Annotated in this window: 24 protein-coding genes; 14 read left to right on the top strand and 10 right to left on the bottom strand. The window is 67.9% G+C overall.

The features are described from left to right. Positions 1 to 55: 55 nt before the first annotated feature. Positions 56 to 727: an MSMEG_1061 family FMN-dependent PPOX-type flavoprotein gene (locus AC0662_RS37320; RefSeq protein WP_478306579.1), complete on the top strand. Its 672-nt coding sequence runs from the start codon at positions 56 to 58 to the stop codon at positions 725 to 727. A gap of 348 nt (positions 728 to 1,075) precedes the next feature. Here AC0662_RS37320 and AC0662_RS37315 read toward each other — a convergent pair whose 3' ends face one another. After that, the gene (locus tag AC0662_RS37315; protein WP_478306577.1) at positions 1,076 to 1,621 is read right to left on the bottom strand and encodes a helix-turn-helix domain-containing protein; all 546 of its coding nucleotides are present in this window, start codon (positions 1,619 to 1,621) and stop codon (positions 1,076 to 1,078) included. A gap of 55 nt (positions 1,622 to 1,676) precedes the next feature. Here AC0662_RS37315 and AC0662_RS37310 point away from each other — a divergent pair, with 55 nt between their 5' ends. Continuing rightward, positions 1,677 to 2,576, top strand: a complete 900-nt coding sequence (locus tag AC0662_RS37310) for an alpha/beta hydrolase family protein (protein ID WP_478306575.1) — start codon at positions 1,677 to 1,679, stop codon at positions 2,574 to 2,576. Between the two features lie 6 nt (positions 2,577 to 2,582). On the opposite strand, the gene AC0662_RS37305 is transcribed toward AC0662_RS37310, so the two are convergent. The 3 genes from AC0662_RS37305 to AC0662_RS37295 form a co-directional block, all read right to left on the bottom strand. Beyond that, entirely contained in the window at positions 2,583 to 4,049 is a 1,467-nt protein-coding gene (locus AC0662_RS37305; protein WP_478306573.1) for an ATP-binding protein, read from the bottom strand. Next, complete coding sequence (locus AC0662_RS37300) at positions 4,049 to 5,710, bottom strand: FAD-dependent oxidoreductase (RefSeq protein ID WP_452201985.1); 1,662 nt, start codon at positions 5,708 to 5,710, stop codon at positions 4,049 to 4,051. The genes AC0662_RS37305 and AC0662_RS37300 overlap by 1 nt, the downstream gene beginning before the upstream one ends. A gap of 103 nt (positions 5,711 to 5,813) precedes the next feature. Further along, complete coding sequence (locus tag AC0662_RS37295; RefSeq protein WP_452201983.1) at positions 5,814 to 6,929, bottom strand: chitinase; 1,116 nt, start codon at positions 6,927 to 6,929, stop codon at positions 5,814 to 5,816. Positions 6,930 to 7,148: 219 nt separating this feature from the next. Here AC0662_RS37295 and AC0662_RS37290 point away from each other — a divergent pair, with 219 nt between their 5' ends. Then, a complete protein-coding gene (locus tag AC0662_RS37290; RefSeq protein WP_478306571.1) occupies positions 7,149 to 10,145 on the top strand; it encodes a S8 family peptidase in 2,997 nt (998 codons plus the stop codon). Between the two features lie 43 nt (positions 10,146 to 10,188). Here the strand turns inward: AC0662_RS37290 and AC0662_RS37285 are convergent, their stop codons facing one another. From AC0662_RS37285 to AC0662_RS37275, 3 genes are all read right to left on the bottom strand, one after another. Further along, the gene (locus tag AC0662_RS37285; RefSeq protein ID WP_478306569.1) at positions 10,189 to 10,665 is read right to left on the bottom strand and encodes a winged helix-turn-helix transcriptional regulator; all 477 of its coding nucleotides are present in this window, start codon (positions 10,663 to 10,665) and stop codon (positions 10,189 to 10,191) included. Beyond that, complete coding sequence (locus AC0662_RS37280) at positions 10,665 to 11,894, bottom strand: MFS transporter (RefSeq protein ID WP_478306567.1); 1,230 nt, start codon at positions 11,892 to 11,894, stop codon at positions 10,665 to 10,667. Before AC0662_RS37280 ends, AC0662_RS37285 begins: the two co-directional genes overlap by 1 nt. A gap of 93 nt (positions 11,895 to 11,987) precedes the next feature. Continuing rightward, a complete protein-coding gene (locus tag AC0662_RS37275) occupies positions 11,988 to 12,728 on the bottom strand; it encodes a hypothetical protein (RefSeq protein ID WP_452201975.1) in 741 nt (246 codons plus the stop codon). Between the two features lie 628 nt (positions 12,729 to 13,356). On the opposite strand from AC0662_RS37275, the gene AC0662_RS37270 reads away from it, so the two are divergent. From AC0662_RS37270 to ligD, 3 genes are read left to right on the top strand one after another with little or no spacing between them, the layout of a single operon-like run. Continuing rightward, positions 13,357 to 14,433, top strand: a complete 1,077-nt coding sequence (locus tag AC0662_RS37270; RefSeq protein ID WP_452201973.1) for a helix-turn-helix domain-containing protein — start codon at positions 13,357 to 13,359, stop codon at positions 14,431 to 14,433. A gap of 48 nt (positions 14,434 to 14,481) precedes the next feature. Then, positions 14,482 to 15,591, top strand: a complete 1,110-nt coding sequence (locus tag AC0662_RS37265) for a branched-chain amino acid aminotransferase (RefSeq protein ID WP_478306565.1) — start codon at positions 14,482 to 14,484, stop codon at positions 15,589 to 15,591. 35 nt (positions 15,592 to 15,626) lie between these two features. Next, positions 15,627 to 16,598, top strand: coding sequence for a non-homologous end-joining DNA ligase (gene ligD, locus AC0662_RS37260; protein WP_478306563.1), 972 nt, complete (start codon positions 15,627 to 15,629; stop codon positions 16,596 to 16,598). A 341-nt stretch (positions 16,599 to 16,939) separates the two neighbouring features. On the opposite strand, the gene AC0662_RS37255 is transcribed toward ligD, so the two are convergent. After that, positions 16,940 to 17,545 (bottom strand): TetR/AcrR family transcriptional regulator, encoded by a 606-nt coding sequence (locus tag AC0662_RS37255; RefSeq protein WP_478306561.1) that lies wholly within the window; start codon positions 17,543 to 17,545, stop codon positions 16,940 to 16,942. Between the two features lie 83 nt (positions 17,546 to 17,628). On the opposite strand from AC0662_RS37255, the gene AC0662_RS37250 reads away from it, so the two are divergent. Beyond that, positions 17,629 to 18,975, top strand: a complete 1,347-nt coding sequence (locus AC0662_RS37250; protein ID WP_478306559.1) for an FAD-dependent monooxygenase — start codon at positions 17,629 to 17,631, stop codon at positions 18,973 to 18,975. A gap of 9 nt (positions 18,976 to 18,984) precedes the next feature. Further along, positions 18,985 to 19,614, top strand: a complete 630-nt coding sequence (locus AC0662_RS37245; RefSeq protein WP_478306557.1) for a nucleoside/nucleotide kinase family protein — start codon at positions 18,985 to 18,987, stop codon at positions 19,612 to 19,614. On the opposite strand, the gene AC0662_RS37240 is transcribed toward AC0662_RS37245, so the two are convergent. Next, entirely contained in the window at positions 19,601 to 20,350 is a 750-nt protein-coding gene (locus tag AC0662_RS37240) for a TetR/AcrR family transcriptional regulator (RefSeq protein ID WP_478306555.1), read from the bottom strand. The genes AC0662_RS37245 and AC0662_RS37240 overlap by 14 nt on opposite strands. An 82-nt stretch (positions 20,351 to 20,432) precedes the next feature. On the opposite strand from AC0662_RS37240, the gene AC0662_RS37235 reads away from it, so the two are divergent. The 6 genes from AC0662_RS37235 (at position 20,433) to AC0662_RS37210 (ending at position 25,792) form a co-directional block, all read left to right on the top strand. After that, positions 20,433 to 21,332, top strand: a complete 900-nt coding sequence (locus tag AC0662_RS37235; RefSeq protein ID WP_478306553.1) for an ATP-binding cassette domain-containing protein — start codon at positions 20,433 to 20,435, stop codon at positions 21,330 to 21,332. Between the two features lie 10 nt (positions 21,333 to 21,342). Continuing rightward, on the top strand, positions 21,343 to 22,116 hold the full coding sequence (locus tag AC0662_RS37230; RefSeq protein WP_452201956.1) for an ABC transporter permease: 774 nt from the start codon (positions 21,343 to 21,345) through the stop codon (positions 22,114 to 22,116). Between the two features lie 224 nt (positions 22,117 to 22,340). Further along, positions 22,341 to 22,538, top strand: coding sequence for a hypothetical protein (locus AC0662_RS37225; protein WP_452201954.1), 198 nt, complete (start codon positions 22,341 to 22,343; stop codon positions 22,536 to 22,538). An 83-nt stretch (positions 22,539 to 22,621) separates the two neighbouring features. Continuing rightward, entirely contained in the window at positions 22,622 to 23,608 is a 987-nt protein-coding gene (locus AC0662_RS37220; protein ID WP_478306551.1) for a proline racemase family protein, read from the top strand. A gap of 51 nt (positions 23,609 to 23,659) precedes the next feature. Beyond that, positions 23,660 to 23,983 carry a putative quinol monooxygenase gene (locus AC0662_RS37215; protein WP_452201951.1) on the top strand — a complete coding sequence of 108 codons (324 nt, stop codon included), beginning with the start codon at positions 23,660 to 23,662 and terminating at the stop codon, positions 23,981 to 23,983. A gap of 36 nt (positions 23,984 to 24,019) precedes the next feature. Continuing rightward, positions 24,020 to 25,792: a S53 family peptidase gene (locus AC0662_RS37210; RefSeq protein WP_478306549.1), complete on the top strand. Its 1,773-nt coding sequence runs from the start codon at positions 24,020 to 24,022 to the stop codon at positions 25,790 to 25,792. Here AC0662_RS37210 and AC0662_RS37205 read toward each other — a convergent pair. Continuing rightward, positions 25,789 to 26,274 carry a hypothetical protein gene (locus tag AC0662_RS37205; protein ID WP_478306547.1) on the bottom strand — a complete coding sequence of 162 codons (486 nt, stop codon included), beginning with the start codon at positions 26,272 to 26,274 and terminating at the stop codon, positions 25,789 to 25,791. The two genes, AC0662_RS37210 and AC0662_RS37205, sit on opposite strands and share 4 nt — an antisense overlap. Positions 26,275 to 26,353: the final 79 nt, after the last annotated feature.

Raw genomic sequence — 26,353 nt, 5'->3', positions numbered from 1 at the left:
GGACGAAGTGCGGTGGATGCGTGGAAGGAACCGCGGTGAGTGCAGGGGACGAACTGTGGTGAGGGGCTTGGGAGGCGTTGTGGTGAGTGGGTGGGAGGAACTTCCGGAGGTGCGGAGCGTTGGTGAGCTCGAGGGGTTTGGGACTCCGGAACCGATTGTGCGCGACAAGGTGGAGGCGCGGCTGAGCGACGTACACCGGGAGTGGATCGGCGGCTCGCCGCTGGTCTTCGTCGCGACCTCGTCCCTCGACGGCACCTGCGACGTCTCACCGAAGGGCGACCCGCCGGGCTTCGTGAAGGTGCTCGACGCCGGCACTCTCGCGATCCCCGAACGCTCGGGCAACCGCCGCATGGACGGCTTCCGCAACATCCTCGACAACCCGCACGCCGGCCTGCTCTTCCTGATCCCCGGCCGCCCCGAAACCCTCCGCGTGAACGGCCGCGCCCGCATCGTCACCGACGGCCCGTTCTTCGACGACATGATCGTCCGCTCCCACCGCCCGCGCCTGGCCCTCCTGCTCCACGTCGAAGAAACGTTCTTCCACTGCCCGAAGTCCTTCGCCCGAGCCCGCGCCTGGAAACCCGACACCTGGACACCGACAACAGTCCGCCCGTACTCCGAAATAGCCCAAGCCCTCTGGCGCCAAGGCGAACCCCTCGAATCCATCGAAGCCCGCAACCGCCCCGCCCTCCTGGAATCCCAGCTCTACCCCACCACCCCCACATAACCCACTGGGCCCGAGCCGCAGCCCACCATCCCCACACCCCGCCCCGCCCCGCCACTCGCCACTCGCCACTCGCCACCCGCGAGTCACACTCACCACACGGCCCTCGCCACTCGCACTCGCACTCGCACTCGCACTCGCCAAGCAGGGTTATCCCCTGGCGTTGGGGGTTCTCCGTGGGTATACGACGTCACCACCCCCAACACGAGCGGATAACCCTCCCCGCGATGCAGGCTCGTCTCGGCCGAGCGGGCTGGTTTGGGGAACGAGCGGGGCTGGTTTGGGGAACGAGCGGGGCTGGTTTGGGGAACGAGCGGGGCTGGTTTGGGGAGCGCAGTGCACCGGGATCGGCTAGCTGGGTTCCCCAGTGTCGGCCTCAGTGGGGAAGAGGATGGGGCTGAGGAGGTAGCGGCGGCGGGTGGGGGTTGCCTGGTTGGTGAGGGCCGGGAGGATGGCGGCTCGGAGGCCTTCGATCAGGTCGTGGAGTTCCGTGTCCGACAGCCAGATGGCGTGTTGGCGGTAGCCGACGAGGTCGGCGAGTGGGTCGGCGCCGGCATGGTCGACGTACGCCGTGAACTCCGCAAGCAGCGCCGCCATCGCGATCGCAAAAGCGCGACGGTGGTCGTCGGTTGTGAGCTGCTCGAGCTGTTCCGGCGTGATCGACGCGCGTTCGGCACGCAAGCGGAAGCGGCGCTCGACCGCACCACGCACCCGCCGTTCCTCCGCGACCTCGAGGATCCCGCCCTCGGCGAGCAGCTCGACGTGCCGGTACAGCGTCGCCTTCGACACGTCCGCGATCAGCTCCCCCAGCTCACCGGTCGTCAGCTCGCGGCCGCCGCGCAACGCATGCACGATCCGCAATCGCACCGGATGCCCCAGCAGCTCCAACGGATCCATGGCGAAACGATCTCACGCCATGCTACCTTTCGCAAAGATTGAGAAAGGTACGCCGATGACCTCCTGGACTCCCCCGCCGTACGCCGATCCGACCGCGTTCACCGAGCAAGACATCGCCCTGGATGCCGCGGGCCGTACTGTCGCCGGCACGCTGACACTGCCGACGCAGCCGACCGGTCGAGGTGTCGTGCTGCTCGCCGGCGGCGGCCCGTTCGACCGCGACGGGACCAGCGGGCCGAACAAGCCGTTGAAGGATCTCGCCTGGGGTCTCGCCACGCAGGGCGTCGCGGTACTGCGGTTCGACAAGCTGACCGCGAATCGGCCCGAGGCGATGACCGAGCCCGGGTACACGATGACGGCGGAGTACGTCCCGCACGGCATCGCCGCCGTACGCGCCCTCGCGGAGCACGTCGACCGGGTTGTCCTCGTCGGTCACAGCATGGGCGGAAAAGTCGCGCCGAAGATCGCCGCTGAGGAACCGCTCGTCGCCGGCGTCGTGATCATGGCCGGCGACACCACGCCGATGCACCACGCCGCCGTGCGCGTCATGCGCCATCTTGCGGAGACCGGAGCAGTCCTACCAGAGAGCGTCGAAATCTTCCAGCGCCAAGCAGCCGCCGTCGACAACCCAGACCTGACACCCGAAACCCCCGACCTCCCCTTCGGTCTGCCGGGATCATTCTGGCTGGACCTTCGCGCCTACGACCCAGTCGCCACCGCGGCGAAACTCGACGTACCGATCCTTGTCCTGCAAGGCGGTCGGGACTATCAGGTGACCGTCACCGACGACCTCCCGGCGTGGCGCGACGGGCTGCCCGACGCCACGATCAAGGTGCTGGACGCGGACAACCACCTGTTCTTCGCAGGCAGCGGGCCGTCGACGATGGCGGAGTACCAGGCCCCGGGACATCTGGATCCCGAGGCCATCTCCACCATCGTCACCTGGTTGCCGTAAGCAACCTCAGGAGAGCAGCGCCGGGTCGGACTCGAGCTCGCGTTCGGGATCGAGCGGCAGGACGATCTTGAAGACGGTGCGGCCCGGCTCGGACTCCACGCGGAGGTCGCCGTGGTGCTTCTTCACCACGATCCGCCAGGAGATGTCGAGGCCGAGACCGGTACCCTCACCGATCGGTTTCGTCGTGAAGAACGGCTCGAAGATCCGGCGCCGGATCTCCTCCGGGATCCCCGGTCCGGTGTCGCCGATCTCGACGACCGCATACGCGCCGTCGCGCCGGGTCCGGAGTGTGAGGGTGCCGGTGCCGCCCATCGCGCTGACCGCGTTGTCGATGATGTTCGTCCACACCTGGTTGAGCTCGGCGGCGTACGCCGGGATCGCCGGCAGCTCGGGATCGAAGTCCTTCACCACCTCGTACCCCTGGAGCTTGCCCGACATCATCACCAGCGTCGACTTCAGCAACTCCCGCAGATCAACAGTCTGGTACGGCGCCCTGTCGATCTGCGAGTACTGCTTCGCGGCACCGACGAGTGTCGAGATCCGGGTCACCGAATCGTCGATCTCGTTCATCAGCGACTCGGTGTCGATCGTGTACATCAACCACCGCACCGCGCCCTCGAGGTACTTCGGGCCGACCGCCGTCAGCACCTCCTCCATCCACGGCACGTCGAGGCCGGCCTGGGCCAGCACCGGCGCCACGTCCCAGCTCGCCTGGACGTCGTGGTCGTCGAGCCAGTCGGTGAGCGTGTCCTCGCGGTCGGACAGCTCCATCGGCGGGATGTCCTTGTCCTTGTTCTTCTCCAGCCGCTCGACCGCGTCGTCCTGCAGCGCGACGATCTGGTGCAGCTTGGTCGCGTCGAGCGTCCCGTCGGCCAGCATCGCCAGCTTCGACCGCATGCCGGAGACCCGCTGCCGCAAGGACGCCGCCGCGCGGACCGCCGCCGCGGCCGGGTTGTTCAACTCGTGGGTCAGACCCGCGGACAACGAGCCGAGGGCAAGCAACCGCTCGCGCTCGCCGAGCGTCTCGTTGGTCCGGCGCATGCCCATCACGAAGCCCTCGATCAGGTGCACCGCCATCGGGAACCAGGTGTTCATCATCGTCGCCATCGTCTCGGCGCCGATGACGAAGAACTCCGACGGCTGCGTCACCTGCATCGTCGCGGTGTACGACTTGTGGTCGTTGGCACCGAAGAACGCGTTGAACGCGCCGGAGTACACCCCGCGCTGGTTGGTCCGGTTGATCTCCACCAGCTCGCCGTGCGAGAGCTTGCAGAGCCGGATCTCACCGGTCAGCAGGACGTAGCAGCAGGTCGCCTCGTCACCCTCGTTGAACACGATGCCGTCGTGCACGGACTCGACATACCCTGCCTCGGACAGCCAGCCGAGCTGCTCCTCGGTGAGGCTCTCGAAGAGGAACAGCGTGCGCAGCTCGTCCGGGGTCAGCCGCCGCGGCTCCACGGTCTGGTCAGTCATCAGAGCATCTCCAGGTATCGGTGCACCAGTGTCACGGCCATCGCCCCGTCGCCGACGGCCGACGCGACTCGCTTCACCGACTCGGCCCGTACGTCGCCCGCGGCGAACACGCCCGGCATGCTCGTCTCGAGGTGGTACGGCTCCCGCTCCAGCGGCCAGCCCGGCGGTCGGCCGTGCAGGTCCGGTCCGGTGAGGACGAAACCGCGCTCGTCGCGGAGCAGGTCACCAGGCAGCCAGTCCGTCCGCGGGGCGGCGCCGATGAACACGAACATCCATTCCGTGTCCACCTCACGCTTCTCGCCGGTCTCGCTGTTCAGCAGGGTGAGATGTTCCAGGTGCTCCGAGCCGATACAGGAAACGACCTGCGTGCAGGTGTGCACCTCGATGTTGTCGATCTCGGCGATCTGGTCGATCAGGTACGACGACATCGTCGCGGTGAGCGATGGTCCTCTTACCAGCATATGCACACGTTTCGCATGCCTCGAGAAATAGACCGCGGCCTGACCGGCGGAGTTCGCCCCGCCGATGATGTAGACCTCCGAACCGGCGCACGCCGGACCCTCGGTGGTCGCCGAGCCGTAGTAGATCCCGCGGCCACACAGATCGTCGACGCCGGGCGCCTGGAGGGTCCGGTACGAGACGCCGGTCGCCAGGATCACCGAGTGCGCCGAGATCTCGCTGCCGTCGGCGAACCGCAGCAACCGCGCGTTCCCGAGCGTCTCCAGCCCGACTACCTGCCTGGTCGTCAGCAGCTCGGCCCCGAACCGCACCGCCTGCCGGCGCGCCCGGTCCGTCAGCTGCGCCCCGGACACACCGTCCGGGAAGCCCAGGTAGTTCTCGATCCGGCTCGACTGCCCGGCCTGACCACCGGTCGCCAACTGCTCGACCAGTACGGTCCGCAGGCCCTCGCTGGCGCCGTACACCGCCGCACCGAGACCGGCCGGACCGCCACCGACCACGACCAGGTCGTAGAAGTCCTTCTCCGGGGCCGTGGTCAGGCCGACCTTGGTGGCCAGCTCGACCTCGGACGGCGCGACCATCACGCTGGCATCCGGCGTGATCACCACCGGCAGCGTCGAACCATCGACCCCAGCGGCGTCGAGGAGCCGCTTGGCCTCGTCGTCGTCGACGTTCAGCCAGCGGTACGGCACGGCGTTGCGGGCGAGGAAGTCGCGGGCCGCGAACGACGGCGCCGACCAGCGGTGCCCGATCACCCGGGTCTCGTCACCGGACGGCTCCGGGGTCGACCTCCACAGCTCGAGCATCGCGTCGACCACCGGGTAGAGCTTCTCCTCCGGCGGGTTCCACGGCTTCAGCAGGTAGTGGTCGAGGTCGACCACGTTGATGGCCTGGATCGCCGCGTCGGTGTCGGCGTACGCCGTCAGCAGCACGCGGCGGGCGAGCGGGAACAGGTCCATCGCGGCCTCGAGGAACTCGATGCCGGACATCTGGGGCATCCGGTAGTCGGCCAGCAGCAGGGCGACGGGCTCGCCGCGGAGCTTCAGCTCCTTCAGCGCGTCGAGCGCCTGCGCCGGATTCTCCGCCCGGACGATGCGGTTCTCCTCGCCGTACCGACGGCGGAGGTCACGGGCTATCGACCGGGAAACGCCGGGGTCGTCGTCCACGGTGAGGATCACCGCGCGGGTCGTTGACGCTGTCATGCCTCTTTCATACCAGCGAAAACGTACAAATCGTGATCCGTAATCCACAGGCCCGGGCCCGGTTCGCGAGGGGCTGATTCGCGAACCGGGCCCGAGGGGCGGCCTACGGGAGGGCGTCGAGGTACGGCGCGTGGCTGTTCCGGAACTCCCAGTTGTTGAAGTGGTCCCAGTTGATCGACCACGTCATCAGCCCGCGCAGGCCCGGCGAAGTACCGCCGCGGAGGCTGTAGCCGCCACAGTTCTGGCCCTTCACCAAGCAGTCGAGCGCCTCGTGCACGGCTGCCGGGGCGGTGTAGCCGTTGCCTGCGCCGACCGCTGCCGGGAGCCCGAAACCGATCTGGTCGTCGCGCAGTCCCGGGAACGTCTGGCCGGTGTTCGCCACCGGGAAACCGGCCTTGACCATGTCGGTCATGGCGATGTGGAAGTCCGCACCGCCCACAGAACCGCCCATGGTGTGGTACTGGTTGTCGAGCCCCATCACGGGACCGGAGTTGTAGTCCTGGACGTGCAGGACGGTCAGGAAGTCCCGCACCGCGTGGATGACCGGCAGGTACGCCCCGGTCCGGTTGTCGCCGCCGTTCGAGCCGCCGTAGAACTGGTATCCGACCTGCACGAAGAACGTCTCCGGCGCCATCGTCAGCACGAACTTGTCGCCGTACTTCGCCTTGAGGGTCTTCAGCGCCGCGATCAGGTTCACGATCACCGGCGTGGTCGGGTTGCGGAAGTCGGTGTCACCGGAGTCCAGGGCGAGCGAGTGCCCTTCGAAGTCGATGTCGAGCCCGTCCAGCCCGTACTTGTCGATGATCGCGCCGACCGAGCTGACGAACGCGTCCCGGGCGGCGGTCGTGGTGAGCTGCACCTGCCCGTTCTGGCCGCCGATCGAGATCAGCACCTTCTTCCCGGCCGCCTGCTTCGCCCGGATCGCGGCGATGAAGTCCGCGTCGGATTCCACGTTCGGGCACTCGCTCGCCGGACACCGGTTGAAGCGGATGTCCCCCGACGTCACCGAGGTCGGCTCTCCGAAGGCGAGGTCGATGATGTCCCACTCGTCCGGTACGTCGGCCAGCGGCACGTACCCGGATCCGTTCGCGAAACTCGCGTGCAGGTACCCGATCAGCGCATGCTTCGCCGAGTCCGGCGCAGCCTGGGCCGGCACCGCTTGAGCTGGTGCCGTCGTGCTGGTGAGCAGGACCCCGAGAACCACTGCAAGCCATCGCATAGTCATTTAGTAGAGATGCTCCATAACTCACGGTCAATGCGTTGGCCACGGCGGGTATCCGACGCTGTCGGATACCCGCTGGCAGGTTTCCGCCAGCGGCTACTTGAAGCCAATCCCGTGTAGTCGGCGCGCCGGATTGGCAGGCTTTCGGCGTCCGAGCTCGGGGGCGGGCGGCCGGGGCTACAGCCACGGCCAGGACTACTGCCGTGGAGGCATCACGTGAACCATCCCACCCTGCGCCGCCGGGCCGCATTGCTGGCCGGCGCTGCGCTGATAACCACCGCCTTGGTGGCTCCACCAGGCTCCGCGACACCGGGCGCGACACCGGGAACAGCTCCTGAGTCCACCAACCGCTTCGGGTTCGCCCCCGGTCGGTACGTCGTCACGCTGGCCGACAAGCCGCTCGCGACGTACCAGGGTGGCGTGACCGGGCTGAAGGCGACCAAGCCGACCTCCGGTCGCAAGGTGGACGTCAACAGCACCAGCGGGAAGGCGTACCGCGCTTACCTCAACGGCAAGCACGCACAGGTCGCCGGCAAGGTCGGAGCGAAGGTAGACCACGACTACTCGACCACGCTGAACGGCTTCGCTGCCGCACTGACCTCCAAGCAGGTCAACGAGCTCAGCAAGACCTCTGGCGTCGTGTCCGTCGTACCCGACCAGCTGCACCACGCCCTCGACGACCGCAGCCCGACCGACTTCCTGAAGCTGTCCGGCGCCAACGGCGTCTGGAACAAGCTCGGCGGTACGGCGGCAGCGGGCAAGGGTGTCGTAGTAGGTGTGGTCGACACCGGCATCTGGCCGGAGAGCGAGTCGCTGGCCGGCTCCAAGCTCGGCACCGAGCCGCCGACGGCAGCTGACCCGTACCGCCCGTACCTGTCCGGCTCGACGACTGTCATGCAGAAGGCCGACGGCAGTACTTTCACCGGGAGCTGCCAGACCGGCGAGGACTTCACCGCCGACCTGTGCAACACCAAGCTGATCAGCGCCAAGTACTTCGGTGACGGGTGGCTCGGCCTGGTCCCGCCGGAGCGGCGTGCCGACTACGTGTCGCCGCGCGACGGTGAGGGCCACGGAACCCACACTGCGACCACTGCAGCTGGCAAGGCCGACGTGGACGTCGTACTGGGTGGCCGTGACCTCGGCAAGGTCACTGGTGTCGCACCGGCGGCCAAGATCGCCGTGTACAAGGCTCTCTGGGAGGGCAAAGCCGCCAACGACTCCGGTGGCTTCACCTCCGACATCGTCTCCGCGATCGACCAGGCAGTGGCCGACGGCGTCGACGTCATCAACTACTCGGTCGGCTCGACGATCGAGTCCCCGGCCACGGACCCGATCCAGCTGGCGTTCCTGTCCGCCGCGTCCGCAGGTGTCTTCGTCTCGGCAGCCGGCGGCAACTCCGGTCCGGACGCGTCGACGCTCGACAACACCTCCCCGTGGGTCACCACCGTCGGCGCGAGCACTGTGGCGCCGTGGAACGGCACTGTCGTGCTGGGCAACGGCCAGAAGTACGCCGGTGTCAGTACTACTGTCTCGTCCGCAACCGGCAGCAAGCCGCTGGTCAACGGTGTCACCGTGAAGAAGGCAGGCGTCAGCGATGCAGACGCACTGATCTGCCTGGCCAACACGCTGGACCCGGCCAAGACCGCCGGCAAGATCGTCGCCTGCGACCGCGGTATCAGTGCGCGCGTCGACAAGTCCGCCGAGGTACAGCGGGCCGGCGGTGTCGGCATGGTGCTGCTGAACCTCTTCGACCAGGACGTGGTCGGCGACTCCCACGCCGTACCCACTGTGCACCTCAACACGCCGGGTGCGTTGTCGGTGCGGTCGTACGCCGCAGAGGCCGGCGCGACGGTTGAGCTCGTCCCGGGGAATACGACCAGCACTACGACGCCGTACCCGCAGATGGCCGACTTCTCGTCGCGCGGGCCGTCGCTGTCGAGCAACGGCAACCTGCTGAAGCCTGACATCGCTGCGCCCGGCGTGAACGTGCTGGCAGCAGTTGCGCCGCCGACCAACGGCGGACAGAACTACGCCTTCCTCTCGGGTACGTCGATGGCCGCACCGCACGTAGCGGGTCTGGCCGCGCTCTACCTGTCGCTGCACCCGGACTGGTCGCCGATGGCGGTCAAGTCGGCTCTGATGACGACTGCCGGCGACGTACTGACCTCCACTGGCGCCGTCGACACCAACCCGTTCGACGCAGGTGCTGGTGAGGTACAGCCGTCCAAGATGCTGGACCCGGGCCTGGTCTACGACTCGGGCGACACCGACTGGCTGGGCTATCTGGAAGGTACGGGCGTCAAGACCGGTACCGACGTACCTGCGATCAACCCAAGTGACTACAACGCTCCGTCGATCTCCGTGGGACAGCTGCTGGGTACGCAGACCATCACTCGCCGCGTGACCGCTGTGACTCCCGGCCTGTACCGGGCGACCGTTTCGGTGCCGGGCATGAAGGCAGTGGTGACGCCGTCGATCCTGAACTTCAGCAAGGCCGGTCAGACCAAGTCGTTCACGGTGAAGCTCACTCTGGACACCGGCGACTCCGGCGCGACCACCAACGGCTGGCTGACGTGGCAGGGCGCTGGTAAGACGGTCCGCAGCCCGATCGTCGTCGTACCGACGTCTGTGCTCGCACCGACCGCTGTGTCCGGCACTGGCACTTCCGGCGCCGCGTCGTTCACTGCCACCGTTGGCAAGGCCGGAGTACCGATCCGCTCGTACGGCGTCGTCTCGGCTCCGCTCGTACCGGGTGCGGTGCCTGCGGGTGCTGCTGACGCGGACCTGCCCGACTACCCGGTCACTGTGACCTCACAGACCAAGGCGGTGCAGTGGAACATCAAGACCGTCGACCCGGCCGGCAGCATCTGGCTGGTGCTCTACAAGGTCGTGAACGGTCAGATGCAGGCACTGTCCTTCGTCGGTGACGGTTCCAACCAGGCGTCGGCCAGCCTGGCCGGTCCGACCCCTGGCGTGTGGGGCGTGCTCGCCATCACCCTGTCGAACCCGCCGGGCGCCAGCACGACGGAGTACACGATGCAGACCAACGTCGTGACGAGCGGCGGCTCGCTGAAGGTGACGCCGTCGTCGGCACCGGGCGCGTTCAAGCCGTTCCAGGTCACCGCCTCGTGGTCCGGTCTTCCGACCGACAAGCGCTCCACCGGCTTCGTCGAGTTCCCGAACCGGGCCGGCACGGTCGTAACGATCAACTAGTGACATGAGTACGGCGGGCCCGCGACAACGGGTCCGCCGTACGTCAACGCCAGGTACTGCGATCCGCAGGGCTCCCCGGGACTGGTTCGAAGACCACGTCCTCCTGAGGAACCTCTGCACCCTTCTTGTCCACAAAGCCGACGTCTACCAGGCCCTTGGACCGCGTGTCACGCCGGAGCACCGTCGGCCCGTCCGCCCGCGGCACGTGCACATCCCCCCACTGCTGCAGGGCCGCCAGCACGAGCTTCAGATCCTCGCCGGCAGGTGTCAGGTGGTACGACGACCGCGCGCGCTCGCCTTCCTCCCGGTACTCACGCTTCTCGAGCAGACCGGCATCGACCATGGCGGTCAGCCGGTTCGTCAGGATGTTCGGTGCAATCCGGAGGAAGTCGCGGAAGTCCGCGAACCGGGTGGTCCCGAGATGCGCCTCGCGCAGGATCAGGAAGGTCCAGCGGTCGCTGACCAACTCCAGTGTCCGAGCGATCGAGCAGTTCGGCTGGGTCGCCGTACGCGTTGTCATCACACCTCCTCGACCTGCTTCGCCATCAGGGCTGCTGAGGCGGCGATGGCGAGCACCGCCAGGCTACCGATCATGATCACGCCCAGGACCAACGCCGTACCGAGTCCCGACGCGGTCGCCACCAGCCCGAGTGCCAGGGCGATCGCTCCCTGCAGGATGTAGGCGACGAGGTAGACGGCAGCTACGGTGCCGCCGCGGTGGTGAGCCGGCGCGTGCGCGGTGATCAGACCGAGGCCGCCCGAGAAGAGCAGGCCGTAGCTGATGCCGCCCAACACGGTGGCGGTCATGAACAGCGGCAGCGAGTGCAGCTGGGCCGACGTCTCGAGCACGGCCAGGTCGACCAGCGTGGCGACGGCTCCGGCCAGGACCAGACGGCCGGGTGCGAAACGACGTCCGGCGATCGCCGTGACCCCGATCGTGACCGACATGATCGCGAGCACCAGACCGATGACGAAGATGTTCGCGGTCCCGATCAACTGGTGGGCGACCTGCGCACCGAGCGCGAGGAAGACCGAGCCGAACGCGTAGGCCGTCGTCACGGCGAGCGCGGACGCGACGTACAGAGTCCGGATTTCCTTGGCGACGGAGATCGGACGCGGCCGCCAGCGCCCCCTGCTCTCGTCCTTGAGGTGCCGAGGGAGTCGCCAGACGAGTCCAAAGACGATCCCGACGACCGCGAGCAGCACCCAGAAGTCCAGGTGCAGCGGCTGCGGCGCGTACTCGATCAGGCCGCCGCCGACGATCGTCGCCAGCGCGAGGCCGGCCGCCGTCGCCGCGGTCGTCACGGACGAGGCGCGCGCAGCCTTGCCGAGCGGGCTGAACTCGACCACCGCGGCCGTCGCGGGAGTGAGCGCCAGGCCGACACCGGCTCCCATCAGCGCGCGCCCGGCGTACACCCAGCCGACCGACGGCGCGATCGCGAAGAGCAGGACACCGGCGAGCAGCGCGCCGACGCCGTACAGCATGGTCGCCCTCCGGCCGATGTAGTCGGACAGTTGGCCGAAGAGGAGCAGGAAGGCGACCAGCACGACCGGATAGACGGCGAAGATCGCGGTGGTCGCGGTGGGAGTGAGATGCCAGGCCGAGGCATAGAGCGGGTACGTCGTCGTGGGGGCCGCGCTCGTCCACAGACTGATGGCCGCGACCGAGGCGGCGGTCCAGAAGCTGGCCTGCCTGCTCAGAGTGCGCGGCGGTCGCGCGGTGGTCAGTTCGAGAGTGCTGGTGGTCACGCCGGGTTCCTTCCGGAGCTGAATTGCACGATGAAACTCAGAACATCTGAGTAGCTCGATGCAATCCAGATCCTCGCGTGATCCGGGTCACACTCAGATCCAGCGACGCCGGGCTGCCTGAACGCCTGCCTGGAACCGGGTCTGCGCGCCGAGAGCATCCATCAGCGCGCGGACCCGGCGCTGCGTCGTCCGGGGACTGATCCGGAGCCGCCGACTGATCATGTCGTCGGTCGCACCACCGGCCAGCAGCATCAAGATGTCGCGATCCGGCGCCCGCAGCTCCGCCACCTCGCCAGTCGCCTCGAGCTCGGGCATCGGAACTGCCAGACCCCAGAGCATCTCGAACGTCGCGATCAGTCCGTCGAGCAGACCGGTCGACCTGATCAGCAGATGGCACTCCGCCGGGGCGCGCTTCGTCAGCGCGACGAGCGCCATGTTGTCGTCGCCCAGCACCATCTTCATCGGCATCTGCGGCAACACCCGACTCTCCTCGCCGGCCGCACGCAGCTCCGGCAGCACCGTCATGACCTCTTCGGACTCGAACACCTCGAACCCGTAGATCGCGCGGTACGCCAGCCCATCCGCCAGCCGGTCCAACTCGAGCTTCTGCTGCGACGCCGGCGGCGCGGAGTACGGCCCCCGATCCAACGCCCGGATCTGCTCGTGACAGCTCCGCTGCATCTCCTCGTACGCCGCCAGCAGCGTCGGCCCGTCCTCGACCAACTCCACCTGCTCGCCCCGCAACACCGGCCTACTCCGAGCAGCCAGCAACTCGTCCGCCACCACCCGCAACCGAGCCACCTGGGCATCAAGTTCATCCAGCGGATCAATCACCCCCGCACACTAAACCGCGTCAAGTAAGTAGGTCACCGCCATCTCACAGCGCACCTTCCTGCAACGGCTGCCAGTGGGCGGCCGGGGCGGGGCGGGCGTGCTACGGGCCGCAGCTGAGGCAGGGCCAGGGGCGGCCGCAGCGGGAGCAGAGGCCGTCGGGGGCCGGGGCTGGTAGCCAGATGGTGGGGGTTGGGGTGGTGTGGGTGGTTGGGGTCGTGCGAGGGACCGGCGTGGGGGCTTGGGTCCAGTGGAGTTGGGTGCGGGGGTCGGGGGCGTGGGCGGCCAGGAGGGCTTCTACGCCGGCGTCCCAGGTCGACGTACCTGGGTGGGGGCCGCGCCAGCGGACGGTGACTGCGCCGTCGGACCACTCCACGCCTTCGGCGAGGATCGCGGTGGGAGTGGGGTGGCGCACCAGACGGAAGAGACGAGCCTGTCGCTGCAGCGTGTTCACCTCTTCAGCATTGCCCGGAGCGCACTGCGGACAACAGGTGTGGGCTGTGGGCTGTGGGAACAGCCCACAGCCCACATGTCCGTGTTTGTCCTTGTTTTGAACGGTTTTTGTCGGCGAGGGCTTGTAGCTTGACCGGCACGCACCACATGAGCTCGAAGCGACGAACGGGGTGGTCCTGTGACTTTCGGTTCGCTACTGCGGCAGTGCAGGCAGACGGCCGGGCTGAGCCTGCGGCAACTCGCAGCACAGGTCGGGTACGACCACAGCTACCTGTCGCAGGTGGAGCGTGGGCAGCGGCCGGGCTCCGCAGACTTGGCGCGGCTCTGCGACCAGAAGCTCGGCACCGACGGCCGACTGACCGCGACCTTCGAGCGAAGGCCTGCGCGCACAGGTCAGGTGCGCCCGGAGCCCGACCCGCTGGAGGCGGCGTGGCGAGGGCTGGTCGGCGCCCTCGATGCCGCCGATACCCGTCAGCTGTTCGGTGACTTCCGCGGTGTCCCTCCGGCTGCGCTGCTGCCGGCTCTGGTGCGGCAGTTGCACGGCGCCGACGGTCCGGAGACAGCCGAGTTGAGTGTCCTGATCGCGGAGACGCTGACGAGACTGGGCGATCGAAGTACTGCGCGGCGCTGGTGGTGGGCCGCTCGGGCAGCGGCGGACAGTGTCGGCAGCGGAGCAGTGGTGCGTGCGCGAGAGGCGATCAGCGGGCTGGCCGAGCGACGTCCGCCCGCCGAGCTGCTGGAGCTGGCAGATGAGGCAGTGGCTGGCGATCACCACAGCTACCTTCCGCGTGCAGCACGAGCACTGGTGCTGGCCGAGCTCGGTGAGCACCAGGAGGCGCACCAGGCGTTGCAGGAGCTGATCGGTGTTGGCGACGAGCTGGCTCCGACCTATCAGCTGCACTGGGCAGAGGGACGCGTGTGCACCCTGCTTGGGTACGGCGTGGCGGGCTGCGTACTGCTGGAGCGCGCCAGAGAGCTCTGCCCGGAGAGCTGGATCGGCGACCGCGCCAGACTCGACCTGTGCCTCGCCGAGTGCCTGGCCGTCGCAGGAGAGGTCCCAGCCGGCCTCGCCATGTCGCTGCGTGTCCTGGTCGAGTTGCCGGACGAGTGGCACGACACCTTGGTGTACGACGCTGCCGACCGCGTACTGCGCGTCGTACAAGCGGAGCCGGGTGCTGCCGAGCTGCGAGCATTTCTGGCGCAGTCGGCGTACCGGAGTGGTCGGAGTGTGGGCGGTGGGTCGAGGTGGAGATGAGGGCAGGGTAGCGTGCGGTGAGTGACAGGTGAACAGCGGGGAACGGTAGTGACACACGCGTGGGACTTCGCGGTCGAGCTGCGGAGCGACCCGGCCAGTGCGGCGGCTCGTGCGGCCGTATTGGCGGAGCCGGTGTTCGGGCAGTCGTTCACGGACCACATGGTGATTGCCAACTGGTCGGCGGACCGGGGCTGGCACGACACCAAGGTCACGGCGTACGCACCGCTCAAGCTGAGCCCGGCGGCTGCTGTCTTCCACTACTCGCAGGAGATCTTCGAGGGCCTCAAGGCATACCGGCACCCGGACGGCTCGGTGTGGGCCTTCCGCCCCGATCGGAACGCGGCCCGGTTCACCGCGAGCGCGGAGCGACTCGCGCTGCCGCACGTTCCGGAGGAGGAGTTCGTCGCGGCGCTGCGCGCGCTGGTGACCGTCGACGAGGCCTGGGTGCCGTCGGCCGATGACGGCGAGACCAGTCTGTATCTCCGGCCCTACATGATGGCCACCGAAGCCGCACTGAGCGTCCGACCAGCACACGAGGTGCTGTTCGGCGTCATCGCCTCCCCCGCCGGCCCGTACTTCAACACCGGTCCCAAGCCCGTCTCCATCTGGCTGACCACGTCGACCATCCGGGCCACCCCGGGCGGCACCGGCGCGGCGAAGTGCGGTGGCAACTACGCCTCCAGCCTGGCCGGCCTTGCCGAAGCAGTCGCGAACGGTTGTGAGCAGGTCGCGTTCGTCGACGCCGTCGAGCACAAGTGGCTCGAGGAGATCGGCAGCATGAACATGTTCTTCGTGTACGCCGACGGCCGGATCGCAACGCCCGAGCTGTCCGGATCGATCCTCGAAGGCGTGACCCGCGCGTCGGTCGTCGAGCTCGCCGCCGACCTCGGCCACCCGGTCGAGGAGCGCCGAATCTCCGCCGACGAGTGGAAGGACGGCGTCCGCTCCGGGGAGATCACCGAGGTCTTCGCCTCCGGCACTGCGGCGGTCATCACCCCGATCGGCCGCGTCGCCTGGGCCGAGGGCGACCTGACCATCGGCGACCACTCGGTCAACTACGGCGTCGGCCCGGTCACCGCGAAGATCCGCAGCTCGCTGCTCGACCTGCAGTACGGGCGTACCCCGGACACGCGAGGCTGGCTCACCCGCTTGGCCTGATGCCGTTTGTCCCCGGCGCCGGTTAGGTTGGCGTCATGGCCGCGTCCAAGGGGAAGTCTCCGGCGATCGAGCTCGAGGTCGGCGAGCGGACGGTCCGGATCTCGAATCCGGACCGCGTGTACTTCCCTGCCCGCGGTGAGACCAAGCTGGACCTGGTCAAGTACTACCTGTCTGTCGGGGACGGCATCGTCAACGCGCTGCGCGAGCGGCCGTGCATGCTGCACCGGTTCCCCGAAGGCGTCGCGGGCGAGAAGGTGCACCAGAAGCGGCTGCCGCACGGTGCGCCGCCTTGGATGGAGACGGTCCGGGTCAAGTTCCCGCGGTACAACCGGACCGCCGACGAGCTCTGCGTCACCGAGATCGCGCATGTCGCGTGGGCGGTGCAGATGTCGACGGTCGAGTTCCACCCGTGGAACTCGCGCCGCGCCGACACCGAGAAGCCGGACGAATGGCGCATCGACCTCGACCCGATGCCCGACTGCCCCTTCGACCGGGTACGCCGGGTCGCGCACACGGTCCACGAAGTACTCGACGAGCTCGGCGCGGTCGGCTACCCGAAGACGTCCGGCGGCAGCGGCATCCACATCTACGTCCGCGTGAAGCCCGAGTACGGGTTCTCCGACGTACGGCGGGCCGCGCTCGCCTTCGCGCGTGAGGTGGAGCGACGCGCACCGGAGGACGTGACGACGACCTGGTGGCGTAAGGATCGTGATCCGCGACTGGTCTTCGTCGACTTCAACCAGAACGCCCGCGACCACACGATCGCGGCGGCGTACTCCGTCCGCGGCAACCCCGAAGGCACCGTGTCGACCCCGATCCACTGGGACGAGATCGACGATGTAAACCCGAAGGACTTCACGATCGCGACCGTCCCCCAGCGGTACGCCGAACTCGGCGACCTGCACGCCACGATCGACGACAACGTCTACTCACTGCAAACGCTGATGGAGTGGGCCGACCGCGACGACCGCGAAGGCGCCGAGGAACCACCCCCACCGGAGGAGTAGGCCCCCCGCCACTCGCCTGCGGACCTCTGCGACGCGCCACCCCTCGCCCGCGGACCTGCGCCGTTCGCCAACCCTCGCTAACGGACCTGCGCCACTCGCCAACCCTCGCTCGCGGACCTGCACCACTCACTAACCCTCGCTCGCGGACCTGCACCACTCACTAACCCACGGCCCCGCACGCCCCGCGCGGCTCTGCCCGCCTGCAAAAGCCGGACCCCACGCACTTGGTGAGTGCCACAGGTCCGCCTCGCGGATCTCCAGGCCATCACAATCACTCCAGACCGGGCGCTCCACGGTGCAGCAACGCCACCTGAGCACGATTGTGATGGCCTGGCGGTCCGCTAGCGACCCACCAACCCGTGGTGGAGCAAGCCCGTCAACGTGTCGATCGCGTCGTCGTCCGTGATTGTCTGGCCGTTCGCCGGGTTCACGACCAGCCACGTGTAGGCGAAGCCCTCCATCAGCGCGTTCATCGCCGAGATCGCGACCAGTGGATCGGCCGGCGGGTTCGGGAGATAGGCGAAGTGCTCGATCATGTGCTGGTCGTCGTCGGCCATGATCTGCTGCAGCCGCCGGCCCAGCTCCGGATCGACCATCGCGGCCTGTTTTACCGCGATCATCTCCGGCAGATGCGCCTGGTAGAACCGCCAGAACGCCGCCACGTGCCACCGGATCGCTGACCGCTTGCTGAAGTCCGGGTCGTGCCCGGCGACGTCCGCGATCGTCTCGTCCGCCTCCAGCAGCATGTCGCGCAGCAGCGCCTCGAGCAGCTCTTCCTTGCCGGCGAAGTGGTTGTAGAAGGACCCCGTCGCGCGCCCCGCGGCCGCGGTGATGTCGGTGATCTTCGTGTTCAGGTACCCGCGCTCGGCGAAGACCTCGCGCGCGGCCTGCTTCAGCGCCACTTCGGTCCCGGCCGCCCGCTGCCGGCGGCTCACCGTGTCGGTCACGAGCACCTCCTTGACACCGAACCCTAGCCACGTTCAAACTGAATCTAAATTCAGTGAATCACAATTCACCCAAGGAGACCACGATGAACGTCCTGATCGCGGGCGCCGGACCGACCGGACTGACCCTCGGCATCGAGCTGGCCCGGCGCGGCCTCGCGGTCCGGGTGATCGACAAGGCGACCGAGTTCTTCGACGGATCACGCGGCGACGGCCTGCAGCCTCGGACCCTGGAAGTCTTCGAGGACCTCGGCGTCCTGGACGACGTACTGCAGCAAGGCCGCTCGGTGCCGCTGATGAAGATCTACGTCGGCGGTCAACTCGTCGACGAACGCCGGATGGCGGACCCGGTCGAGCCCACTCCCGACATCCCGTACCCGAACGCCTGGATGCTCGGCCAGTCCCGCACCGAGAAGATCCTGCGGGACAAGCTCGCGGAGTACGGCGTGACCGTCGAACTGAACACCGCGCTCATCGGCTTCACCCAGACTGCGGACGACGTGACCGCCGAACTGTCCACCGGCGAGACCGTCACCGTCGACTACCTGGTCGGCGCCGACGGCGGCAAGAGCTTCGTCCGCAAGCATCTCGGGATCGCTTTCAAAGGGACGACCGACGAGTCGATCCAGATGCTGCTCGGCGACGTCGCGGCCGAGGGACTCGACCACGAGGTCGGGTACTGGTTCGGCGCCAAGGACAACCCGATGGCCGGTATCGCGATGACCCCGTTGTCCGGCGGCGATCAATTCCAGTTCGGCGCACCGCTCGACGGCGAGGACGCGGACACGTCGCTCGAGGGTTTGCAGGCCCTCGTCGACGACTTCACCGGCCCTGGTACGGCGAAACTCCGTGACCTCACCTGGTCGACCGTGTGGCGCCCGAACGTGCGACTGGCGGAGAGGTTCCGGGTCGGCCGGGTCTTCATCGCCGGCGACGCCGCGCACGTTCACCCACCGACGGGCGGTCAGGGCCTGAACACCGGCGTACAGGATGCGTACAACCTCGGCTGGAAGTTGGCCGACGGGCGTGAAGAGGTGCTGGCGACGTACGAGACCGAGCGTCGGACGAACGCGCTGCGCGTGCTCGGGATCAGCGAGGATCTGCTGCAGAAGCACGTCGACGGTGACGAGTCCGCGCTGGAGCGCGGCGAGAACACCCGCCAGCTCGACGTCTCGTACCGCGACCCGTCGGACACCCGCCCGCTCGCGAGCGGAGACCGCGCACCCGACGCGCCACTCATCGATGCCGCAGGCAACCAAGCGCGATTGTTCGAGCTGCTTCGCGGCCCGCACGAGACCCTGCTGCGGTTCTCCCCCACCACGCCGTCGACCCATCCGCACACGGTCGACATCACCACGCCGGAAGCCTTCGAGATCTACCACGCACAGCCGGGCGACGAGATCCTGATCCGCCCGGATGGCTACCTCGCTTAGGATTCAGCAGTGCAGACCCTGGACTCAGCCGCCGCCTACGAGCGTGCCGTCGCGCTGGCGACACGTGGGCGGCGTCAGATCCTGGGGATCACCGGGGCGCCGGCGGCGGGCAAGTCGACGTACGCCGAGCAGCTCGCGGCGAAGCTGACCGCCGACGGGCACAAGGTCGCCCTGGTCCCGATGGACGGCTATCACCTCGCGCAGTCGATACTCGACGAGCTCGGGCTCGCCGAGGTGAAAGGCGCGCCGCAGACCTTCGACGGCTTCGGCTTCGTCGCGTTGCTGAACAGGTTGAAGGAGTCACCGGACGAGCAGATCTGGGCGCCGCGCTTCGACCGCAGCATCGAGGACTCGATCGCCGCGAGCATCGGCATCGCGCCCGAAGTCACGCTCGTCCTCACCGAGGGCAATTACCTGCTCCTCGACGAGACCCCCTGGTCGGCGCTGCGCTCCTTGCTCGACCAATGCTGGTACGTCGAGGTTCCCGAAGCACTGCGTCATCAGCGACTCGAAGCGCGGCACCGCCTGTTCGGCAGGTCTCCCGAAGAAGCGCACGCGCGCACGTTCGGCTCCGACGAACGCAACGCGCACCTGATCGCCGCCACCGCGTCAGCGGCCGACGCGATCATTCACCTTTGACGGACACCCGGTCGATGAACGCGGCGACGCCGTCCAGGTAGAGCTGCAGACCGAAGTCGAAGTCGGCCTCGTTGTCCTCCTCGAAGGTCCCGACCTCGTCGAACACACCGGCCTCGACCGTCCGCGCGACGGCCGGATAGACCCGCGGGTCCGCGACCCGGCGCAGCGTCGAGCCGAAGCGCTGAAAAGCATCGGGGTTGTCCGCATAGCCGGCGGCCAGGTCGAACGCCATGCGAATCTCGCCCTGGACGTAGGTGATGAGCCCCATCACCACGCCGACCTTCGCCTCCTCCGGCAAGCCGGTGTCCGCCAGTACGCCGAGCGCGGAGTCGAACCAGGCGAGGTTGTTCGGCCCGGCGGGCGGACCCGAGATCGGCACCCGGGCGTACCAGGTGTGACGCCGGATCGCCGCCATTACGCCGTCCGCCCAGAACGTCAGCCCGGTCCGCCAGTCGATCCCCTCCGGCATCGGGTCCGGGCGTTCGAGCGCGGCGTCCGACATGATCACGAGCAGCTCGTCCTTGCTCTTCACGTGCCGGTAGAGCGCCATCGTCGAGTTGCCGAGCCGCTCGGCGACCCGGGCCATGGAGACGGCCGCGAGATCCTCGGCATCGGCGATCTCGATCGCGGCCCGGACGATCTCGTCCAGCGTCAGCGACGGCTTCGGTCCGCGCCGCGGGGCCTCCCGCAACCGCCACATCGCCGCGACGTCGGCCGGCAGCTCCTCGTTCTCCACCGGATCAGTTTAGGGCTTGCCGAGCCCTACTGCGTACCTGCTACGCTATTTAGCGTATCCAATACGCAGTAAGGAGGGGACAATGATCGTCGAGGCAACCGGACTCCGGAAGTCGTACGGCGCGACCGACGTGCTGGCCGGGGTCGACCTGAGCATCGAGGAGGGGTCGGTGCTCGCCCTGCTCGGCCCGAACGGCGCCGGCAAGACCACGACCGTGCGGATCCTGACCGCGCTGACCCGACCGGACTCCGGTACGGCGACCATCGCGGGGTACGACGTCCTGCGCGAGCCGGCCCGGGTTCGCGGGGTGATCAGCCTGACCGGGCAGTACGCCGCGGTCGACGAGAACCAGACCGGGCGGGAGAACCTGGTGATGGTCGGCCGGCTGATGCATCTCGGTCGAGGTCCCGCGCGACGGCGTACGTCCGAGCTGCTCGAGCAGTTCGGGCTCACGGCCGCGATGGATCGGCGCGTGAAGACCTACTCGGGTGGCATGCGGCGGAAGCTCGACCTGGCGATGAGCCTGATCGCCCGGCCGCGCGTGATCTTCCTGGACGAGCCGACGACCGGTCTCGACCCGGCCAGTCGGTCGGCGATGTGGGACGCGATCGTCGACCTGGTCCGCGACGGTACGACGATCCTGCTCACCACGCAGTACCTCGAGGAGGCGGACCGGCTGGCTGACCGCGTCGTGCTGCTCAACGAGGGCCGCAACGTCGCCAGCGGCACCGCGGACGCGCTCAAGACCCAGATCGGTGGCGAACGGATCGCACTGCGGTTCGCTGACGAGGTGCAGCTGCTCAAAGCGTGCGGCGTACTGAACGGTGTCGGCGATGGGCTCGTGCTGAACGTCCCGTCCGACGGTACGGCGACACACCTGCACCACGTCCTCGACGTACTGCGGGACAACGGACTGGAACCGGAGCGCGTGTCGTCCCACCGGCCGACGCTCGACGACGTCTTCCTCGCTCTGACCGCGTGAGAGGTTGCTGATGACACACCAGGGAGTTGTCGCCGCGTGCTCGGACGCGGCGACCATGATCGACCGCAGCGTCCGGCTGGCCCGGCGCAACGTCGACACGATGTTCGCTGCGGTACTGATGCCGCTGCTGATGATGGCGCTGTTCGTGTACGTGTTCGGCGGTGCGATCGACACGGGGACGCAGTACGTGAACTACGTCGTACCGGGGATCCTGCTGCTCACCACCGGGTACGGCGCCGCGTCGACGGCGATGGTGGTCGCGGACGACATGAACACCGGGATGATCGACCGACTGCGATCACTGCCGATCCACAGTTTCGCAGTGCTGACCGGACACGTGGTCGCGAGCGTGGCGCGCAACGCCACATCGACCGCAATCGTCATCCTCGCGTCACTGGCCATGGGGTTCCGACCGGCCGGCGGAGTGCTCGACTGGCTCGGAGTGATCGGTCTACTGCTCCTGTACGTCGTTGCGCTGTCGTGGCTCGCGGCGGGGCTGGGGGTGATCGCCAGGTCGGTGGAGTCGGCCAGCACGCTCAGCTTCTTCATGCTGTTCCTGCCATACCTCAGTAGTGCGTTCGTCCAGCCGGAGTCGATGCCTGCGTGGTTGCGGCCGGTCAGCGAGTACCAACCGATCACGCCGGTGATCGAAACCATCCGCAGTCTGCTGATCGGAACGCCGATGGGAAACAACGGCCGACTGGCACTGGCGTGGTGTTTTGGTCTACTCCTGTTCTCGATCCTGCTGGCGACATCGCTGTACCGGAGACGAACGAACCGCTGACCGGACTCGCTCCGAAAATGACCGGGTGTGACCCCTTCGTCGGGTTAACGTCAAAGTCCCCCCCAACGTGTGGTGGTCCCACTCCCCCCGGGACCCACACGGACGAGCGCCCCGGTCTTCGATCGGGGCGCTTTGTTTTCTTGCGGTTCGCGTGTGCTGCGGTGTCGAATCCGGGCCCTCTGGTTCGACGTACCAGTAAGAGCGACCAAAAGGAGAGGGTCAGAATGAACATCAGCGCAGACACCCGGACCATGATCGTCACCATGCTGGCCGAGGGGAGCCCGGTCTGGTTCGTGGCCGGCATGGTCAACATGCGAAGCCACGACGTGTACATGATCGGCCGCGAAGCCGGCTACCCGGACAAGGCCAGCCTGCGCCGAGCCGTCTGGGCCGCCCGGAATCGCGTACCGCAAGCCGCCTGACAACTCGTCCAGGTCGCTCACACCGCTGTCTGCCCCATGGAACGGGGGCGGGCAGCGGTTTTCGCTTGTTTAAGGTGTTTCCCGTGGACGACGTCAGTGTTGTGGACTACCACACGGCGGGCGAGCCGTTCCGGATCGTCACGTCGGTCGAGGTTCCGGGTTCGTCCGTGGCGGACCGCCGCGTGACGGCGCAGTCGTCCGAGGCGATCGACGCCGTACGGCGGTTGCTCGTCAACGAGCCGCGAGGTCACGCGGACATGTACGGCGGGTTCGTCGTACCGGGTGATGACGACGGCGCCGACTTCGGGGTGGTGTTCTGGCACAAGGACGGGTACTCCACGGCGTGTGGGCACGGGACGATCGCGCTGGCGACGTGGGCGGTCGAGACCGGTCTGGTCCAGGTTGCGCGTGACGGCGAGAGCGATGTCGTGATCGACGTACCGTCGGGGCGGGTCGTCGCTCGGGTGCGTTGTGCGGGCGGCGAGATCTCGAGCGTTGCCTTTCGCAACGTTCCGGCGTACGTGCTGCGTCGCGGCGTACCGGTGTCCACCGCGCGCGGTGAAGTGCTGGCCGACATCAGCTACGGCGGCGCCTTCTACGCCTCGGTCCTCGCATCGTCCGTCGGCCTGTCGGTGACCTCTTCGTCGTACGCCGACCTGATCGCGATCGGCCGCGAGATCAAATGGGCCCTCGACCCGGTCGCCGTCCACCCGACCGACCCGCGCCTGAGCGGCCTCTACGGCACGATCCTGTACGACGACCTCGGGGACGGACCGTCCGGTCCGCATCAGCGCAATCTCGCGGTCTTCGCCGACGGCGAGGCCGACCGCTCCCCCTGCGGCTCCGGTACGTCGGCGCGCCTCGCCCTCCTGCACGACGAGGGCCGGTTGCGGCTCGATCAGACGCTCCAGCACGACTCGATCGTCGGCACCACGTTCCTCGGCCGAGTCGTCGAGGAGACGCCCGCCGGCGTCATCACCGAGGTCATCGGCAGCGCCTTCCGCACGGGCACTGCGACGTTCACGCTGGATCCGCGCGACACGCTCGGCACCGGCTTCACGCTCCGCTGATGTCTCGTTTTGAGCCTGGCGCCCGGTGACTGTCGGGATAGCTTGGTGCCCATGATCTTCATTACCGCGAAGTTCCGTGTGAAACCCGAGCACGCCGCTGACTGGCCGTCCATCACCGCCGACTTCACCTCCGCCACCCGCGCCGAACCCGGTTGCCTCTGGTTCGACTGGTCGCGCTCACTCGACGACGCGAACGAGTACGTCCTGATCGAGGCCTTCGCCGACGACGACGCCGCGACCCACCACGTCACCTCGGACCACTTCAAGGCGGCCCAGCAGCACCTGCCCCCGCACCTGGTGGAGACGCCCCGCATCGTGAACTTCAAGGTCCCCCAGGACGACTGGTCGGAGCTCGGCGAGCTCGCGGTCAAGTAGCCCTCCCACCGCATAGGGTGATCAAAACGTGACCGATTGATCACCCAGCGTGGAGGGGTCTTGCTCAGGACTGCCATCGCCGCCGCAGGCTGCGCGGCCCTAGTACTCGCAGGCGTCTCCGCGGAGGCAACACCGCAGTCGAGCTCCATGAGCATCCAGGTGTGGCTGCAGCCTGACTTCGACGGCGCTCCGCGATTCGCTGCCGCGGTCTCGACGCCGGGCAGTCCTGAGTTCCACCACTATCTGAGCCCGAGCGCGTACACGGCTCGGTTCGGCCCGTCCGTCGCGACGGCCAAGGCCGTCTCCGACTGGCTGACGGCCGGCGGTCTTGAGGTGAAGGTCAGCGCCGGGCGCGACTATGTGACGGCGTCCGGGCCGGCTTCGGCCGTTGAATCGATCGTCGGCGTCGAGGGCGACACCCATCCGGCGTCGCTCGCTCCGGCCATCATCGGGGTCACCGGGCTCGGCAACTCCCACGCCTCCGCAGCGCAGACGTCACGAGTCGCACCGCCGACCTGCTCCTCCTACTGGGCGCAACATGTGGTTCAGGTCAGGCCGTCGTACCGCGGTCTGACCAAGGCCTCGCTCCCGATCTGTGGATACTCGGCGGGGCAACTCCGCGCAGCCTACGGAGCGACGTGGACCGCCACCGGCAAGGGGCAGACGGTCGCGATGACCGAGAGCGCCGCCCCGAACGCGATGTTCCAGACGCTGACCGAGTACGCGAAGCGGAACCACCTTCCGGCGCCGAAGCCCAGCCAGTACCGGGAGACCCACGTCGGTCAGAGCGACAGCTGCGGTCCAGCCCTGCGCAGCGCCGACCGCTACAACGACGAAGCCGAGATGGACTCCGAAGCCGTCTACGCGATGGCGCCCGACGCGAACCAGCTGATGGTCGTCGGAACCGGCTGCGACGAGGACCAGGCGCTCCTCAACGCGACACTCTCGGTCCTGATCGGCGACGGGCACCGCCCGAGCGCCTCGATCATCTCCAACTCCTGGCAGATCCCGATCGGCGATCTTCCGCCGAAGACCGTGCACGCCATCACCGTCCGCGCCGCGGCCGAAGGCGTCGGCCTCTACTTCTCCTCCGGCGACACACCCGGCCTCACGACCACCGCGTCCGACCCCTTCGTGACAGTAGTCGGCGGTACGACGCTGGGCCTCGGCGCATGGAACAACCGGGTGTTCGAAACCGGCTGGTCGAACGACACCGCGGTTCTCGACGGGGGCAAGTGGAGTGACCTGGGTGTCGGTGGTGCCGGTGGTGGGACGAGCCTTGATTATGCGCAACCGGCGTACCAGAAGGGCGTCGTACCGGCGTCGATGTCGCATGTGAAGGTGGGCGGGCGCACCGTGGTGAACCGCGCCGTACCGGACATCGCCGCCGTGGGCGACCTCGGCACCGGCATGCTCACCGGCTACACGAACGCGGACGGCCACTACCAAACCATGATCAACGCAGGCACCAGTTTGTCGGCCCCTTTGGTCGCTGGCCTCGTAGCTGACGCTCAGCAAGGCCAACACTCCCACTTCGGCTTCATCAACCCCGTGCTCTACCGCCTACACGGGACACCAGCCGTCCACGACGTCCTCCCCGTCACCAAGGCAACGCCACCGCTGAACCGCGCCACCTACACCCCAGCCAGCAACACAGACAGCGCCAGCATCGACGTCTTCGACTCCCAAAACCCCACCGACACCACCCAACTAACCGCCAAGGGCTACGACACCACCACCGGCCTAGGCACCCCCAACGGCCTCCCCTTCCTCCTCACCCTCCGCCTCGCCGCAAGCGGCAAGATCTAAACCTGTGAGCTGCGGGCCATGAGGCCTTGGTCGTCTACCCACCAATAGCCACCGGGCACCTCGGGAAGCCGGCCGGCGATCAATCGGTCGACGGCAGCCAGACCTTCGCGAGCCCAGGGAGCAAGCGCCGCAGGTGCCTCGATCGGCGGATCCACACCGACAGCGGCGGCGCGACGCAGAAACGCCGGGTCTCTGACCTCGACCAGGGCGTCGCCGGCGAGGCGGTTCTGGATGGGCGGAATCGCGCTGCGGATGAGTTCGACGATGCGGTCCTTCGTCACGTGGTCGTCCAGCGCTGCGTCCACAGCACCCGTCGCGCAAAGAGCGGCGCTGAGCGCCCACCGGTCCAGCATCGCCTCGAACTCAGGCTCGTTCGGGATCACCGGCTCAAGCTCCGCAACGAGCAGCGCGAGAACGACGCTCACCGCGGCATCGCGAGTCCAGAACGACTGCCCACGAAACTCGACCTTGCTCGTCCCCATGCCAGGAGGCTAGAACGCCACAGGCCCTTCCGGACAGCAGAACCCGCCCTGCAAACCGAACCGGACCCTCGCTCAACAA

It is taken from the genome of Kribbella sp. NPDC043289 (genome assembly GCF_056436705.1).
The sequence above is the reverse complement of the archived record's forward strand: the minus strand, read 5'-3'. Positions and strand labels throughout refer to the sequence as shown.